This is a genomic window from Candidatus Polarisedimenticolia bacterium (genome assembly GCA_036004685.1).
Lineage (GTDB): Bacteria > Acidobacteriota > Polarisedimenticolia > Gp22-AA2 > AA152 > DASYRE01.
Genome location: DASYRE010000036.1, coordinates 169138 through 184665, shown reverse-complemented (window position 1 = coordinate 184665; position 15528 = coordinate 169138). Strand labels below are relative to the sequence as shown.

Below are 15528 nucleotides of genomic sequence, written 5' to 3'. Positions count from 1 at the left end.
GGCGGGGCGAAATGCGAAGGCCGCGAGAGTCGAGTGACAGCGAGCGGATAGCGGGCGGACACTGAACTTCTTATTTGAAATCTCCCACGGTTCTCGGTTAGTATTTGCGCCCGCTCAGTGATTCGATCTGTTCTGTATTGCACACTCTTGCGAGGGGGTAATCGATGCAAGTTTCTGCCGCGATTGGTCGTGAGATAGCCACGCTCCGCCGGACTCTGAAGGCGATGGATCGGTCCCTGCGCCGCCTGAGCCCCAAGCTGCGGAGGGCGGTGCGTGTCCCGAGAAACGCCGGCTCGGCCCGCCTCGTGAGGAAGCTCAGGCTCTCTCCGAAGCGCCGCGCCCAGCTGAAGCTGCAGGGGCTGTACATCGGCTACATCCGGCAGCTCAAGCCGAGACAGAAGGCGGAAGTGAAGCGACTGCGTGAGACGAAGGGCATGCGGAAGGCGATCGCCCTGGCTCAGAAGCTGATGAAGTAGGGCCGGCCGGCGCCGGCGGAACTCTTCCCTATCCCGATCCGAGGGATTACTCGGCAGCCCCTGACCGGAAAGGGGCCGGCGGGATCCGTGGCGGCGCCGATGCGCGCCCGGCGGCAGCGGTCTTTGCGTCCTCGAACCCCGTAGCGGAGACCATCACGCCTCCGCCCAAGAGGGCGCCGGGCTCGCTCGTTCCTGAAGCCGGGCCCGGAACTATCGTCGTGTTCCGACGACGACCGGACATCGTCGGGCAATTGCCCTCCCTTCCCGATTTCTCCTTGACAGACCTCCCCAATCAACCCAAGTTTCCGACTCAGAAGTCTTCCAAGCCGCGCCCGTCCTGCCGGTGGACCCATGGAGAATCCACCTCTCGGATTCATTACTCTTCGGCGTCTCGCCGCATTCGCCCTCTTTCTCTTGAGCGTCCTGGCATGCGGCCTGGGCGAGGCGGCCGCGCAGGAAACGGCGGTCCGTCAGGTCGTCGCCAACGAGATCGCCTGGATGGGGACGCTGGCCAGCGCCAACGACGAATGGATCGAGCTTTTCAACAATACCGCGGGCCCCGTCAACCTGAACGGGTGGACGCTGGCCTCAGCCGACGGAACTCCCACCATCGCCCTGTCGGGCACTATCCCGGTGGGCGGCTACTTTCTCCTGGAGCGCACGGACGACAACACCGTGCCGGGCATCGCGGCTGATCAGATTTATACGGGGGCTCTGGAGAACGCCGGAGAGATCCTCTCCTTGCGCGACGGCGCCGGCGCGCTCCAGGATCGCGTCGATGCCTGGTATGCCGGGAACAGCTCGACGCGGCAGACGATGCAGCGGGTCGATCCGACGCAACCAGGAGACCAGGCCGCCAACTGGACGAACGGGCCAGTCGAAGGCACGCCCACGAACTCCGGCGCCTCCGGAGGGGGATGTGACGCGCCGACGCGCACGGTGAGCTGCCAGCCGGGACCGCCCTTCCAGTTCCGTGCGGGCGGGCCGGTCGTGATCAACGAGGTCATGATCAACCCCGCGGCCGTCGGCGACGCGTCGGGCGAGTACGTGGAGCTCTACAATTCCGGTGCGGCGGCCGTGGACCTTCAGGGGTGGACCTTGCGCGATGACGACTTCGACGCCTACGTCATCCCCTTGGGCGCTCCGGTTCCCATTCAGCCCGGAGCGTTCCTCGTCATTGCGGCCCAGGGCGATCCGGCGCTCAACGGCGGCTTCACGGCAGATCTCGTCTGGAGCAATTTCAACCTGTCGAACAGCGGGGATGAAGTCGTCCTCATCGACCCGGCGAACGTCGAGCAGGACCGTCTCGTGTACGCGGGGTCCCCGTTCACCGACAGCTTCGGAGCATCGCTGGAACGAGTGAGTCCGCGCCTTCCGACCTCGGACGCTCTTACCTGGGCCACGGCGCACGCCGGCTTCGGGCTCGGGGACTTCGGCACTCCGGGCAGCGTCAATCCGCTCCAATCCCGACGGTACGTGCTCACCGGCACGCTGGTGACGATGGACGAGACGCTTCCGCCGGCCGCGCAGGTCTTCCCCGGCGCCGTTTACGTCCAGGGCAATCGGGCCCTGGCTGTCGTTCCCGCGGGCCAGCCGTTGCCTCCCGACGCCGCCGGAGCGAGCGTCATCGAAACGGGGGGGATGATCTTCCCGGGACTGATGAACATCCATGACCACCTCACGTTCAACACGATTCCCGCCTGGCACGTTCCGTCGTTGATGCAGGACGTCTCCGACTGGACCTCGCTGGATGCGTACCGGCCGAACGTGCGCTATCCGCACGACCTGCTGACGGACCCGAATTACTACGATCTCCTGCCGGAGGTCGGAAAATATGCGGAAGTCAAGGCCCTGGCCGCCGGCACCACGACCGAGCAGGGGAGCTTCCCGCTTTCCGCGGGCTTCACGCGCCACCTGGTGCGCAACGTCGACGTCGCGAATTTCGGGACGGACCGGATCCGCCAGCGGTCCCTTTCCGTTCTGGACTCCACCTTCCAGAGTCAGGAGGCCCCGGCTCTCGTGGCCGACATGGAGGCGGGCGCGGTGGACGCCTGGCTGGTGCACCTGGGAGAGGGGTCCGCGGAGGATGCGGTTCTCGAGTTTCCGGTCCTGAAAAACGTCTGCCTGCTGCGCTCCGAGACGGTGATCATCCACGGCTCGGCCCTCACGCCCGCCCAGCTCGATGAGGTCGCCGCCGCCGGCGCCAAGCTGATCATCGCCCCGACGAGCAACTACCTCTACTACGGCGTCACGGCGGACGCTCCCGGCGCCGTGCAACGCGGCATTCCCGTCTCCTTGAGCACCGACTGGAGCCCGGCGGGAGACAAGGACCTGCTCGCATCGCTCAAGAGCCTCGCCTTGATCAACGGAACCGTGTGGGCGGGAGCCCTCACGGATCGGCAGATGATCGAGATGGTCACCACCAGTCCGGCACGGGCTCTGAACTGGTGCGACAAGGTCGGGAGCTTGCGCGCCGGAATGGTCGCGGACCTCGCGGTCTTCGCAGGAAACCCGGCGCAGCCCTATCGCGCGCCGATCGACGCGACCGAGGAGGACGTGCTCCTGACGGTGGCCGACGGGGATCCTCTCTACGGCAGGCCCGACTGGCTGGGGCTGCTCAAGCCGGGGGACTACGAGACGGTCAGCAGCGTCGCATGCGGCTTCCAGGCCGCGGTGGATGTGACCGATCCGTCGGTGCCGGGGGGCACGCAGTCGTTTTCCGACCTCCGGAATCTCTTGGCGGCTGCGTCGGTCTTCGACTTCCAGCACATGAAGGCCAATTTCAAGGACCCGTCGGTGGCGGGGATGAGCGATGCGGAGTTCCAGTCCTACCTCAATACGCGGTTTCCACTCGGCATCCTCCCGCGGCCGCTCGATCCGTTCTGGGTCCTCGACGACCCGGATTACTTCGACGGGCTGCGAAGCCAGCCGAACGTGAGCGCCCTCGATCCCGCAGCCACGCTCGACATCGCGCCGCATTGGGACGTCGATGGAGACCAGGTGCTCAATGCCTGCGACAATTGTCCCGACTTGCCCAACGCGGACCAGGGCCCCGTCGTGTTCGGGGAGAGCATTCACGCGGCGGACGTCACCACCCTCGCCTGGACGGGATCCGCCGACGTCGCATTCGTCCGAGGCGATCTGAATCAGCTCTCGAGCTATTCGGTCGACTTGTCGGGATTCCTCCCGTCAGCGACCTCCCTCGCGGACGAAGACTTGCCGGCCTCCGGCTCGGGGTTCTATTACCTGGTTCGACCGGGGGGAAGCTGCTCGGTGGGGAGCTGGCAAACCGTTGCCGGGTCCGAACCGCTCCGCGACGCCAATCTGCCGTGACGGGCAGCGGCGTGCGTTGAGTGTGTCTCGGAGTGAAGGAGCCCGGGTGCAGGATTGGGCTTGGCGGCCGCCTTCCCCCTGGGCCTCGGCAGGGAAGGCCCCGTTATAAGCCTGGCTCGGTGAGCCGAGCCCGTCAGGCGGCCTTGTCCGCGGCTTCTGCCTTCGTGTAGCGCTTCTTGCCCTCGTCCCATTTCACGTTGATGGTGAGCGCCGCTCCGAGGATGCGGGGAAGGACCTGCATCGCCTCGCGCATCTCGGCCAGCTCTTCGAACTGGAAGCTGCGTTTCGTGCCATTGGTCTCCTCGACCTTCCAGCTGCCGTGGCTCCGGCCGTGGGCGCCCAGGATGGCGGGCGGGTCGATGGAGGCGCGGGCGATCTGGCCCGGCTGAATCGAGAAGTTCTTCGGGTCGCGAGTCAGGAGAAGCTCGACATCCTGTTGGTCCTGCTGGGCGAGAGTCTGCTGAACCTTGTTCCGGTTGCGCTTCTTCCACCAGGCCAGGACCAGGGCGCCCAAAAGGCCGAACTGGGCCGCGACGCCTTCGGCCACCCCGGCTTGACCGCCGATCTTGACGAAGGCGAGTTGATCGCCGCAAGCGTAGACGCGGTACAGCCTGTCCGGAGTGAAGGTGGAGATGAAACGCACGGTAAATGCTCGATCGGCTCGCACGGTGAACCTCCTTTCAGATTTCCCGCCTCGAATTCCGCCCGGATTTCAGTCCGGTTCCGGTCAAGTCGAAACTCCCTGAGAAGATAGGCCTTCCGAGCCCGGGCGCAAGCGGAATCGGACCCGGCGAACGACGCGGGAAGCCGGGTCCTAGCGCCGTCCGGACGCGACGAGCGCCGGGTCGGGGAGGAGGGCCAGCGGGTTCACGGCGCAGCCGTCGCGGCGAACCTCGAAATGGAGATGGGTGCCTCGCGCGTTTCCGGAACGGCCGACCAGGGCAATCGCCTCTCCTTGCTCGACCCGGTCGCCCGTTTGAACCAGGAGCCTGCTGGCGTGAGCGTAGAAGGTCGCCAGACCGTCGCCGTGATCGATGAGAACCGCGCTTCCATAGCGGCCTTCCTTCCCGGCCTCGAGGACCCGGCCCGCCGCCGCGGCCCGGATTTGCTGGCCGAGCTCTCCGTCGATGTCGATACCGTCGTGGTGCCTGCCCCCTGGCGCGTTGAACTGCGTCATGATCCTTCCTTCCAGAGGCCAGGCAAACGGCGGCGCGTCATCTCCTTGAATCGCCAACACCCGGCGCGCTCCCGGAACGAAGATCGGCCACCCGGCCGGGATCGAATTGGGATCGGTGATTCGATTGACGGACACCAGGGTGGCCACGGGAATCCCATAGGCTCGAGACAGGGTGGACAGAGTCTGTCCCTTCTTGAGCCGGTGAATGATGCCGGCTTCCGGCTTCGCGCGCCGCGACGATCGCGCCGCCTTCGCGCGGGAGCGTTCGGAGGCCGCCGGGGGTGAAATCATCCGCCCCCAGATCATGGAGAATGGATCGGCGGAGAGACAGAGAGAGAGCAGCAGAACGCCGCGAGGCCGCTGAATGCGTCGAAATGCCATGGCATAGAGAAAGATGGGCGCGGATTGCGCCGGCGTCCAGCCACCCCGGGCTCAATCAGCGTTTCGTCGGAGGACTGACACTCGAGGTGCGCGCGGTGCCCAGATTATCGGCACGTCAAGAAGGCGCGGAGGACTGGAGCGAATGAATTCGCCTTTCTGCCGGAGACGGAGGTAAGATGCAGCGCTCCCAGACAGCGTCCTCAGTGGAGGCCCACAGCCAAGATGGAGGCATATCGATGGCGACGAACGTCAAGCCGGTTCCCGAGGGTTACCACACCGTGACTCCGTATCTCGTCCAGAAAGACGCGAAGCGCGCTCTCGAGTTCTACCGCAAGGCTTTCGGGGCCGAGACCAAAATGGCCATGCCCGGGCCGGACGGCCGGGTCATGCACGCCGAGGTGAAGATCGGCGACTCGATGATCTTCCTCTCCGATGAGTTTCCCGAGATGTCGCCGGATACCAAGTCTCCGCAGTCGGCGGGGTGCGTCACCGCCTCCATTTTTCTCTACGTCCCGGACGTGGACGCTCTCTTCAAGAGGGCGGTGGACGCGGGCGCGACGGTCAACATGCCGGTGACCGACATGTTCTGGGGCGACCGGTACGGGAAGGTCGTGGATCCCTTCGGCCATCATTGGCTGATGGCCACCCACAAGGAGGATTTGACGCCGGAGGAGATGCAAAAGCGCCAGGCGGAGTGGGAGAAGAAGCAGCAGAAATAGGAGCAGGAATCGCCGCTCAGCTGCCCATGCCGTCCGGACGATTTGCAGACCGTTCAGCGTGCCCTTTCCGAGGCCGAAGAGGGAAATGATCACGGGGCGGTCGGGCGCCGCCCCGGCGATGTGGATCGCGTGCGTCACCCCCGCGACGTAGGATTTTGCGATCGGAAAACCCTGCACGTCATGGCGAGAGCATCGCTGCTGCGACATCGTCTCATCTTGGCCATTCTGGCGACCGCGTCGTCTCTCGCCTGTTTCGAGCCACCGGTCACCGAGAGGCTCGAAGTGCGTTTCCTGCCCGGGGAGAGCGTGATGGTGCGGGTGAGCGTCCGCATCGCCAGTCCGGACGAATTCAAAAGTAGTCCCCTGGCGCAGAAGAGAATCGAGGCGGCGCGACGGGACGCGCTGGAAGGGAACGATCCCTGGACCCGCCGGCTGGAATCCCTGGAGCCGGAGGCTCAACGGACGCTCCTCGATCGGACCCAGGGGGAGATCAGCCGTGTGGAGCAGCGAGTGATTCTCTCCGATGCCGCCAAGCTGCAGCGATTCTTTTCGGATTCGCTCGTCCGGGCCACCGTGACTCGAAAGCCGGCCGAGACGGAGTTTTCCCTGATCCCTGAGCCGGGCACCCGGGCGACGCGCCAGCAACAGGAGGAGATGAGGCGCGGAATGAACGGGTGGGCCGTCGCCCTCAGTCGATATCTCGAAGCCGGCCGCAAGCTCTACGCCTATCTCGAGGATCGTCCCGAGCGGGCCCGCGCCTGTTTCGGGAGCATTTTCCGGGATTTCCTGCCGGATGAGGAGCGCGAGCGATTGGCGGACCTTTCCTACGAGGATGAATCCTTTGTCGAGCCCTTCAAGAAGGAACTGGAGGAGGTGTTGAGTCTCTTCGAGGTTCCGGAGGATTCGCCCTACTCCGAGGAAGAGCTTTCCAGGCTGGTATTCGACCCGTTTCCCGCCGCCTTCACCGTCCGCGTCCCGGGGCCCGTTCTCGAGGTGGAGGGATTCGCGAAGGCGGGCCCCGGCGGGCTTACCGTGCCCGGCCTGAGCCTTTGGGAGGCGTTCCGAAGCGTGCAGGACAGGTGGATCTCTCCGAGTCCGGTGGCCGAGTACTTCGAGCAGGCGCGGATGTCGAAGCCGTCCTTCGACCTCGAAGGCTTTGTCGCCCGGCGCCGCGCCTTTTCGCCCGCGCCTTCCTCTCGGGAGGTGCTGGAAGCGCTGGAAAAGCCCCTGAAGGCCGCCCCGGTCTATCGAGTCCGATGGAGCACCAGGGACCTTCCCGAGGCGCCGGAGTTCGTCGATTCCTGGGACAGCCCGGCGCTGAACTGAAACGTGCCCGGCCCGCGGCGGCGGGCTGCTTTCGGAAGGCAGGGAGTCTATTTCGGCTGCGGCACGATCCGCATGTAGGGCTTCGGGGACTTCCAGCCGCCGGGGAATTTTCCCTTCGCCTCGTCGTCCGAAACCGCGGGGACGATGATCACGTCTTCCCCCTGCTTCCAATTGACCGGCGTAGCGACTTTATGCTTGGCGGTGAGCTGGCAGGAATCGAGGAGCCGGAGGACCTCGTCGAAGTTGCGCCCCGTGCTCATCGGATAGGTCAGCATCGCCTTGATCTTCTTGTCGGGCCCGACGACGAACACCGAGCGCACCGTCGCGTTGTCGGCTGCGGTCCGCCCCTGGGAGCTGTCACCCGCCTCCTCCGGCAGCATGTCGTACGCCTTCGCCACCTTCAGCTCCGGGTCGCCGATCATCGGGAAATTGACGGCGTGACCCTGGGTCTCCTCGATGTCCTTGGACCATCTCTGGTGATCGCCGACCGGATCCACGCTCAGGCCGATGACCTTGCAGCTCCGCTTCTCGAATTCGGGCTTGAGCCCCGCCATGTATCCCAGCTCGGTCGTGCAGACGGGAGTGAAGTCCTTCGGGTGGGAAAATAAAATGGCCCACCCATCGCCGACCCAGTCGTGAAAGGTGATGCGACCCTGCGTCGTCTCCGCGGTGAAGTTCGGGGCCTCGCCGTTGATTCTCAGCGCCATGTCGTCCTCCTGCTCCTAGGTTATTCAAGCATTAGACCATCACTCGAGGAAGGGCGTCAATCCTGGTTCGAAAAACCCTCGTTTGCCACGCTTCCAGGACCCTTTCGGGGTTGAGTCCAGGCTAGGTCCGGGGAGCTGCCGGAGGCAGGGCATCGACTCCTGCTCCCTCGTTCCGGCTTGCATCACCCCCTTCCATTGCCCCCTCCGGGCCGTAAAGCATCGTGTTCGACATTGTTCCAGATTGTTCGATTTTCACCTGAGAAAGGCCACTTGCCCCACCCAAAGCCCTTGCCCCTTTCGACAGCCTCTTTCGGTGAATAGGGTCAGGAGGGAAGTATGATGCTGTGAGGCCATAATGAAATAATTGGGACGAGCCGCCGTACAGTGAGCACTGTCGGAACGTTCAAAGTCGTCTATAAGTCTGACGCTGGATTTTGCTTGACAGAAAGGCACTTTGATCGTACCCAATAGCCTAGCTTTTCCTTCCCAAACAGCAATGAAGATCGTCGCGTCGTGGAGCCTCCGTTGCTCGGAGGCCGGGTAAGGCAGGGGATCTCCCTGTCACAATGGGGTGCGAGCGTGAAAGGAGGGGTGCATTGCGGCGCTAGGGTGTGCCCGCGCCCGGGGGAATCTCGGGCTCCGGACGGGTGAGTGGGTTCCAGGGACAGGTTCTGCAAGCAATAGAGAATCACTTACACAGTGTGCTTAAAGTCACCGACTTGATCGCCGGAGCCGGCGGTGAACTTCATGTCACCGACCGGTCCGGTCTCTAATCAGGAGCAAAGCAATGCGTGGCAAGGTTTCGAAGTGGGTGCTTCGGCCTGGAATCACGACGATCGCGGCCGCGGTGGCGCTCGCCCTGGTCGCGGTGGTCTGGGCGAGTGTGAACGTCCCGGGGCCGACGGCGTTTCTGGAGCTGGACAACATCGTCGGTGTCGGAGCGAACATCGGCTTCGACGGACTGGCGGGCTCGTCGTTCGACTGGGCGAACGCCGGAGCGGCCGCGAATCCCCGCAGCTGCACGAACACGGCCGTGACCGGCGGCATCAAGGTCGAGTGCAGCGGCGCCGGCGGCATCTTCGACGGCGGCGTGTTCCACAACGCGACGACGCCCCCCACTGAGCCGGCGATCACCGCGGCGGCCTTGGCGAACAACAAGATCGTCACCGCGGTGTTCAAGGTCGACCCGCTTTCCGTTGATGTGACGAGCTGCGGCACCGGCGACCCGACCGTGTTCACGGCGGTGGGGTCCGAGGTGAACGGCGACGTTCTCAACACCGAGACCTTCGCGACCGGCTCGGTGCCGAACAAGGACGAGATCTCGAACGTCTACGCCATCAGCCACCAGGACCCCCCGAACCCGGCGACCCCGACCAACGACGACGTCAACGAGATCTTCGCCGGCTTCGAGCGGGTGGTCAACAACGGCGACAGCCACGTCGATCTGGAGTTCCTGCAGGAGTCGGTCAATCTGGTGGCGGGGAGCAAGCCCGCCGATTTTCCCTGCGCGGGAAAGTTCTCGGGCCACCGGAGCGACGGCGACCTGTTGCTTTCAGTCGACTTCACCCAGGGCGGTGGGGTCGGCAGCCCCATCCTTCACAAGTGGGTCTGCGGGGACTTCCCCCCGGCCGCCGGAAGCAAGGTTTGCGATCCTGTCAAGAACCCGGGAAAGAAGATCTCTCCTCACTACGACACGTTGGTCGATGCCGTCACCACCGCGGCCGTCCGCCAGCGGTTCAACGGCTCCGCCGCGGTCGGGTGCGGCGGCTGGGGCTGCCGGAACGCCGACGGGACCCAGACGAACACCGTCAACACCGTGGAGTTCTACGAGGTCGGCATCGACCTGGCGGCGATCGGCTTCGAAGGCTGCATCAGCACCTTCCTGCCCCACACCCGCTCGTCGCAGTCGTTCACGGCGACTCTCAAGGACTTCGAGGTCATCCCGTTCAACACCTGCCGGCCGAGCACCAAGCTCAGCAAGACCCCCTCGGCCACCGAGATCGTCTCCGGCGGCTCGGTCACCTACACTTATGTCGAGGAAAACGACGGGAACGTCGCGCTGAACGACCCCTCCGTCACCGACGACAAGTGTTCCCCGGTAAGCTACTCCAGCGGTGACAGCAACAACAACGGCGACCTGGATCCGGGCGAGAAGTGGACCTTCACCTGCACGAAGACCAACATCACGGGCGACGTCACGAACACCGCGATCGGCCATGGTACGTTCACCGTGGCGGGTGTCACGAAGGATGTCACCTGGTGCAGCGATCCGCAGAATCCGCCGCCCGCCACCACGTGCGACCAGGAGGAGAGGGCGCAGGCGACCGTCACGGTCAAAGTACCGAGCACCACCCTGACCAAGGCCGCCTCACCCACGGTCGTCACGACCGTCGTCTACACCTATTCGGAGAAGAACGACGGGTCGGTGAATCTGAACAGCCCCTTCATCGAGGACAAGCAGTGCACCGATCATGGAGGGACCATCGCCTACTTCAGCGGTGACGACGGCGACGGAGTCCTGGAGCCGGGCGAGACATGGGTCTTCAAGTGCACGGCAACATTCAATGGACCCGGGACCTTCACCAACACCGCGATCGGTCACGGCACCTTCACGGTCAACGGCGTCACGAAGGACGTGACGACCTGCCCGAACGGGGCCGACTCCACGAAGTTCTGCGACGCGGACGAGACCGACACGAAGACGGTGACGGTCTGCACGCCGACGGTCACGGGAGGAAAGTAAGCCGTTCTTTGGCAAGCTCGGCCGTTCCGCCTCGCGATTTGAGAAGGCGGGATGGTGCAATAAGAAAGGGGAGGAGCACCATGCTCCTCCCCTTTTCTTTCCCCGGCTGGCTGTCCAGGCCGGTCTGGCTACTGGGCTGATCCGTTCGCCTGGAACGAGCAGGTCGCCAGCAGCGTCATCTTCCGATCGCCTGAAGGGTAGACATTCACCGTAATGGACGCGGGACTACGGAAGCTGGCCCAGTCCCACGCGGAGAACACGCCCAGGTTGTCGGAGACTCCCATCAGAATCGAGCCGTCACCGACGAAAATGCTCACGGCCTGACCCGTAGTGAAGCCGGAACCGAACACGGTGTATTGCTGGCCGTCGTTGACCGGGTCCGGAGTGACCCAGCATCTCTCGTTCCCCGTCCGCTGAACGCGACCGCTTTTCGAGCCTCCGGGAGCCGCCGTCACGGTCGAAATCATCATCATGCTCATGACGAGGACGAGAAGCACCTGACAAATCGTCCTTGGTCCTGCCCTGTCCAGAAGTATCCGTCTCATCCTGACCTCCTTGGACATGGCTCATCATGTCCTGCTCGATATCCGAGCAAACTACGTGCCGCTCAGCCCCGCCTGGAAGGCATTGGAAAAATGGCCGTGTATCATGCACTTGGAGTCGTTACAGATTCGCCGAAGGCAGGGCGGCCTACAGAAATCGTAAGCGCCGTTGCAGGATGGTGACTTGGACTGCGAAACGGGCTTATTTATACGATGAATCCCGTACGGGACTCAGGTCTGGCCTTCGCAGGTTGACCACGACGGAGGACAATGGCGGTGGCGGCCCTCCCTGCCAGCGCGGCGAGTATTGCCCGGCGGAGATGGACATGGCCCCAGTATCTGCGTAAGCTGGAGGCCTTCCTCAGGTTTTCGGCTCAAGGAGCCGTGTGCGTCGAATCGGAGGACGCGATGCCCAGATCAGCCCGCTTTCTCTTCCCGTCCCCAGGCGCGGTTTGCTTCCTCCTGCTGGCCGGACTCTGGCTGCTCACGGTCGACGGTCCTTGGGCTGCGGAAGGACCTGCCGCCGCGGAGACCGCTCGTCTCGAAGAGGTCTTCAACGGCTTCTACCGCGTCGGTCTCGACCTGGATCACCCGCTGCACGTCGAGAACCTCGCCTTCCAGAAGGACGCGATGGATCTGACGCTGAAAAGCGGGACGCTCTATTTCGCGCAGCCGTTCGAAGGTGTGATTACCGGCGCCTACTTCTCAGGACAGGGAACCGTCAAGGTCACGCTTCCCAACGCGACGGAAAAGAAGTCTCTCAAGCGTTGGACCGGCAAGGACACGTTCGACGAGCCGATCACCGAGGCGGTGCTTCGTTTCGACGATGGAAGCGAGAAAGTCCTGTCCGACGCGAAAGCCGGCGGGACCCCCGTGAAGGACGCTCAGGGATCGTGGGAAGCGCACAGCAAGGTCGACTACAACTCGGGGGACTTTCAGCTCGATTTCATGGAAAGCCGGCTGGGCAACGTGAAGAATCATGATTTCCTCTATCTCGAGGCCAGAACCGCCGACAACCGGAAGATCTACTTCGGCCACATGCCGGGAAACCGCGTGGAGAACGCTCTCCTGGGCGAAAAATCGGGCGGTGCGGCCGGTAAGCGTCTCTATGAGCCATGGAGCTCCTTCCACAAGAGGAGTGATTACGATGGGAAGGGAAACTACAACCTGATGCCGGAGGCGGACGACAAGCACGCCGCGGCGCTTCGCAACGTGGACATGACGGTCGAGATCCCCAATACGAAGTCGGTCCTTATCGACGCTCTGGTCACCGTGGAATCCCTCACGGAGGGCTTGAAGCTTCTCCGGTTCGATCTGGTGAACAACCTTGATGCCTCGTCGTGGGATGAAAAGGGGAGGCCGGTGACCGTGACCCGCGTGGCAGACGCCTCCGGCGCCGATTTGCCCTACGTTCACAAGTGGCATCAGCTTCTCGTCCTCCTGCCCAAGCCCCTGAGCCGGGGAGAAAAGACGCAAATACGAGTCGGCATCACCGAAGACACCATCATTCAGCTCACCCTGCGGTCCTATTGGATCTATACGACCTATTCCTGGTTTCCTCAGATGGGGGATCACGGGGGCCGCTACACCTTCGATTGGAAGGTCAAGATCGCCAAACCGCTGAAGGCGGCAGGCTCCGGGGAATTGGTGAGAGAGTGGGAGGAAGGGAAGATGAACTGCGGCGAATGGCGGAGCACCGTCCCGGTCATGTTCCCCTCGTTCATCTTCGGGGAGTTCGTGACCACGGATGGCGTTTACCAAAGAGAGGCGCCAGGCTCGGGGGAGGTGGCGTTGCGTCTCTACGCCGTTCGCGGCGGAAGCGGCGGCCCCGCGCTCAAGCCCGAGAACATCCTCTACAACGTACAGCAGGGAATCAAGGCCTATGAGAGTCTCTTCGGCCCGTTTCCCTCTCCGGATCTGGACATCACCGAGATGGCTCAAGGATTGGGCTTCAGCCAGAGCCCTCCGGGGGTCCTGTTCCTCAGCGGCGTCATGAGCGGAACCGGCGGGGGAGGGCGGGCCGATCAGGTGCTCTTCCACGAGCTGGCCCATCAGTATTGGGGAACGCAGGTGGGGTGGGTGGCCTCCGAAGATGATTGGATCAGCGAATCCTGGGCCGAGTATTCCGCCGGATTGATCACCGAAGGGATCGATCCCAAGAAATTCGCGGCCATGAGAAAGGATTGGAAGAAATTCGCCGCGGAATCCGAGCATGAGGCGACGATCGCCACGGCCTACCGATCCGAATGGCGCCTGGGCCTTCTCTACAGCAAGGGGCCGTACGTCGTGCACATGCTGCGAAGCTGGATGGGCTGGGAAAAATTCGCAAAGCTCGTCGGCAACATCCAGTCCAAGTACAAGGGGCGCAACATCAACACCGATACCCTGGCCCGGGAGGCGAGCAGCTTGATGGGCTACGACATGTTTCCCTTCTTCGACCAGTGGATCCGGGGCACCGGAATCCCGAAGGTGCACTATTCCTGGACCGCCGCCCCCGATGCCGACGGAAAAGTGCTGGTCACCATCAAGACCCGGCAGGAAGACAAGGAGAACTTCAAGGTCCTGCTGGTCCCCATCGCCTTCGATTTCGGCAAGGAGAAGCCGGTCGTGGTCAGCAAGCCGATCGTCAGCGCGGAGTCGGAGATCAAGATCAAGGTTCCCATGACCCCGAAGGACGTGCGTCTCGATGAGGAGGCGAGCCAGCTCGCCGATTTCATTCACGACAAATAAAAGCGCTCGAGACGCGTGCTCCCGTCCGCTGCCCGGTCGCCCCTCCGAGCCCATGCAACCTTTCCCTCTTGGCCAGAGTCATGCCCGCCGCGATCACCCGCTTTGGCGGCGAGATCATCGACCCCCGCCGCGGCTGGAGCGTCACCACCGGCGCGCTCCGCGCCTATCCGGGCGAAGCGCTGCGCGGCCGGGGGAGAGGTCTGACGGACCTCGCCCGGCAGGCGCCCGACCTGACGGTGACCCCGCCGGCTCCCTGAGATCACCCCTCGAACAAGGCGGCTCTCGAGCGGCCGGGAGAGGCGTGGGCGCCTCTGCGTTTGTGGGTTATTCTGGGGGCAAGGAGGGTCGGTTCGGTCGGAGCCTCGCGAGCTTGTTGGTCGAGGCCGAAAGGAGAACATCATGAGTCTCAAGCAGAGGATCACTCCGTGTCTGTGGTTCGACGATCAGGCCGAAGAGGCGGCGAAGTTCTACACGGGCATCTTCAAGAATTCGAAGATCACGACGATAAGCCGCTACGGGGAGGCGGGGCAAGAAATCCACCGGCGGCCGCCGGGTTCCGTGATGACGGTGGCGTTCGAGCTCGACGGGCAGGAATTCACGGCGCTCAACGGCGGACCGGTGTTCAGGTTCAACGAAGCGGTCTCGCTCCAAGTCCATTGCAAGACGCAGGACGAAGTGGATTACTATTGGGAAAGGCTCTCTCAGGGTGGAGACGAAAAGGCGCAGCAGTGCGGCTGGCTGAAGGACAAGTTCGGCCTCTCCTGGCAGGTCGTCCCGACCGTCCTGGTCGAGATGCTGACCGACTCCAACGCGGAGAAATCCCAAAGGGCCATGAAGGCGATGCTTCAAATGAAGAAGCTCGACCTCGACAAGCTCAAGCGGGCCTATGCCGGATAGCGCTCCACGAACGGTCGAGATATTCTTCTATGGCCTGTTCATGGACGTGGAGCTTCTCCGCCAGCAAGCGCTGGTTCCCAGGCGCCCGCGGCGCGCTTTCGTCGACGGATTCGAGATCCGCATCGGCGCGCGGGCCAGCCTCGTACCCGCGGCCGGCGGGCGCGCCTACGGCATGCTGATGGCGCTCCCGGCACCCGAGATCGCCCGGCTGTACCGGGCCCCCGGGCTGGAGCGATACCTGCCGGAAGCCATCCTGGCGCGCACGATGGAAGGCGAGGCGGTCCCGGCGCTCTGTTACAATCTGGCGGAGCCGCCAGGCCCTTCGGAGCGCAACGAGGCCTATGCCGCCCGGCTCCGGGCCGTGTTGTCGGCGCGGGGATTTCCCGAAGACTATGTAGCCTCCGTCCGTTAGTCTGGAGCGCGCGGCCGGCCTCGGCGGGCTCGTTCCTTCGACGCCGGGATCCGGCGCTCGCCCGCCTGCAGCGGCCCGGGGCCAA

The 15528-nt window shown here is 63.9% G+C and carries 13 protein-coding genes; 9 read left to right on the top strand and 4 right to left on the bottom strand.

What is annotated here, in order from left to right; all coding sequences use genetic code 11:
* The first annotated feature begins 224 nt into the window (after window positions 1–224).
* Complete coding sequence (locus tag VGR67_09835) at window positions 225–476, top strand: hypothetical protein (protein ID HEV8336705.1); 252 nt, start codon at window positions 225–227, stop codon at window positions 474–476.
* A gap of 351 nt (window positions 477–827) precedes the next feature.
* Window positions 828–3809, top strand: a complete 2982-nt coding sequence (locus tag VGR67_09830; protein ID HEV8336704.1) for a lamin tail domain-containing protein — start codon at window positions 828–830, stop codon at window positions 3807–3809.
* A 133-nt stretch (window positions 3810–3942) separates the two neighbouring features.
* Here the strand turns inward: VGR67_09830 and VGR67_09825 are convergent, their stop codons facing one another.
* Together VGR67_09825 and VGR67_09820 are read right to left on the bottom strand one after the other, a co-directional pair.
* Entirely contained in the window at window positions 3943–4476 is a 534-nt protein-coding gene (locus VGR67_09825) for a hypothetical protein (protein HEV8336703.1), read from the bottom strand.
* A gap of 147 nt (window positions 4477–4623) precedes the next feature.
* Window positions 4624–5292: a LysM peptidoglycan-binding domain-containing M23 family metallopeptidase gene (locus tag VGR67_09820; protein ID HEV8336702.1), complete on the bottom strand. Its 669-nt coding sequence runs from the start codon at window positions 5290–5292 to the stop codon at window positions 4624–4626.
* A gap of 311 nt (window positions 5293–5603) precedes the next feature.
* Here VGR67_09820 and VGR67_09815 point away from each other — a divergent pair, with 311 nt between their 5' ends.
* On the top strand, window positions 5604–6086 hold the full coding sequence (locus tag VGR67_09815; GenBank protein HEV8336701.1) for a VOC family protein: 483 nt from the start codon (window positions 5604–5606) through the stop codon (window positions 6084–6086).
* A 180-nt stretch (window positions 6087–6266) separates the two neighbouring features.
* Window positions 6267–7412: a hypothetical protein gene (locus VGR67_09810; GenBank protein ID HEV8336700.1), complete on the top strand. Its 1146-nt coding sequence runs from the start codon at window positions 6267–6269 to the stop codon at window positions 7410–7412.
* Window positions 7413–7459: 47 nt separating this feature from the next.
* On the opposite strand, the gene VGR67_09805 is transcribed toward VGR67_09810, so the two are convergent.
* Window positions 7460–8119 (bottom strand): peroxiredoxin, encoded by a 660-nt coding sequence (locus VGR67_09805; GenBank protein ID HEV8336699.1) that lies wholly within the window; start codon window positions 8117–8119, stop codon window positions 7460–7462.
* A 787-nt stretch (window positions 8120–8906) separates the two neighbouring features.
* Here VGR67_09805 and VGR67_09800 point away from each other — a divergent pair.
* Entirely contained in the window at window positions 8907–10862 is a 1956-nt protein-coding gene (locus VGR67_09800) for a hypothetical protein (GenBank protein HEV8336698.1), read from the top strand.
* A 128-nt stretch (window positions 10863–10990) separates the two neighbouring features.
* On the opposite strand, the gene VGR67_09795 is transcribed toward VGR67_09800, so the two are convergent.
* On the bottom strand, window positions 10991–11407 hold the full coding sequence (locus VGR67_09795; protein ID HEV8336697.1) for a hypothetical protein: 417 nt from the start codon (window positions 11405–11407) through the stop codon (window positions 10991–10993).
* A 405-nt stretch (window positions 11408–11812) separates the two neighbouring features.
* On the opposite strand from VGR67_09795, the gene VGR67_09790 reads away from it, so the two are divergent.
* From VGR67_09790 to VGR67_09775, 4 genes are all read left to right on the top strand, one after another.
* Complete coding sequence (locus VGR67_09790) at window positions 11813–14134, top strand: M1 family aminopeptidase (protein ID HEV8336696.1); 2322 nt, start codon at window positions 11813–11815, stop codon at window positions 14132–14134.
* Between the two features lie 68 nt (window positions 14135–14202).
* On the top strand, window positions 14203–14391 hold the full coding sequence (locus VGR67_09785) for a hypothetical protein (protein ID HEV8336695.1): 189 nt from the start codon (window positions 14203–14205) through the stop codon (window positions 14389–14391).
* Window positions 14392–14533: 142 nt separating this feature from the next.
* Window positions 14534–15031, top strand: coding sequence for a VOC family protein (locus VGR67_09780; protein HEV8336694.1), 498 nt, complete (start codon window positions 14534–14536; stop codon window positions 15029–15031).
* Window positions 15021–15443, top strand: a complete 423-nt coding sequence (locus VGR67_09775) for a gamma-glutamylcyclotransferase family protein (GenBank protein ID HEV8336693.1) — start codon at window positions 15021–15023, stop codon at window positions 15441–15443. The genes VGR67_09780 and VGR67_09775 overlap by 11 nt, the downstream gene beginning before the upstream one ends.
* Window positions 15444–15528: the final 85 nt, after the last annotated feature.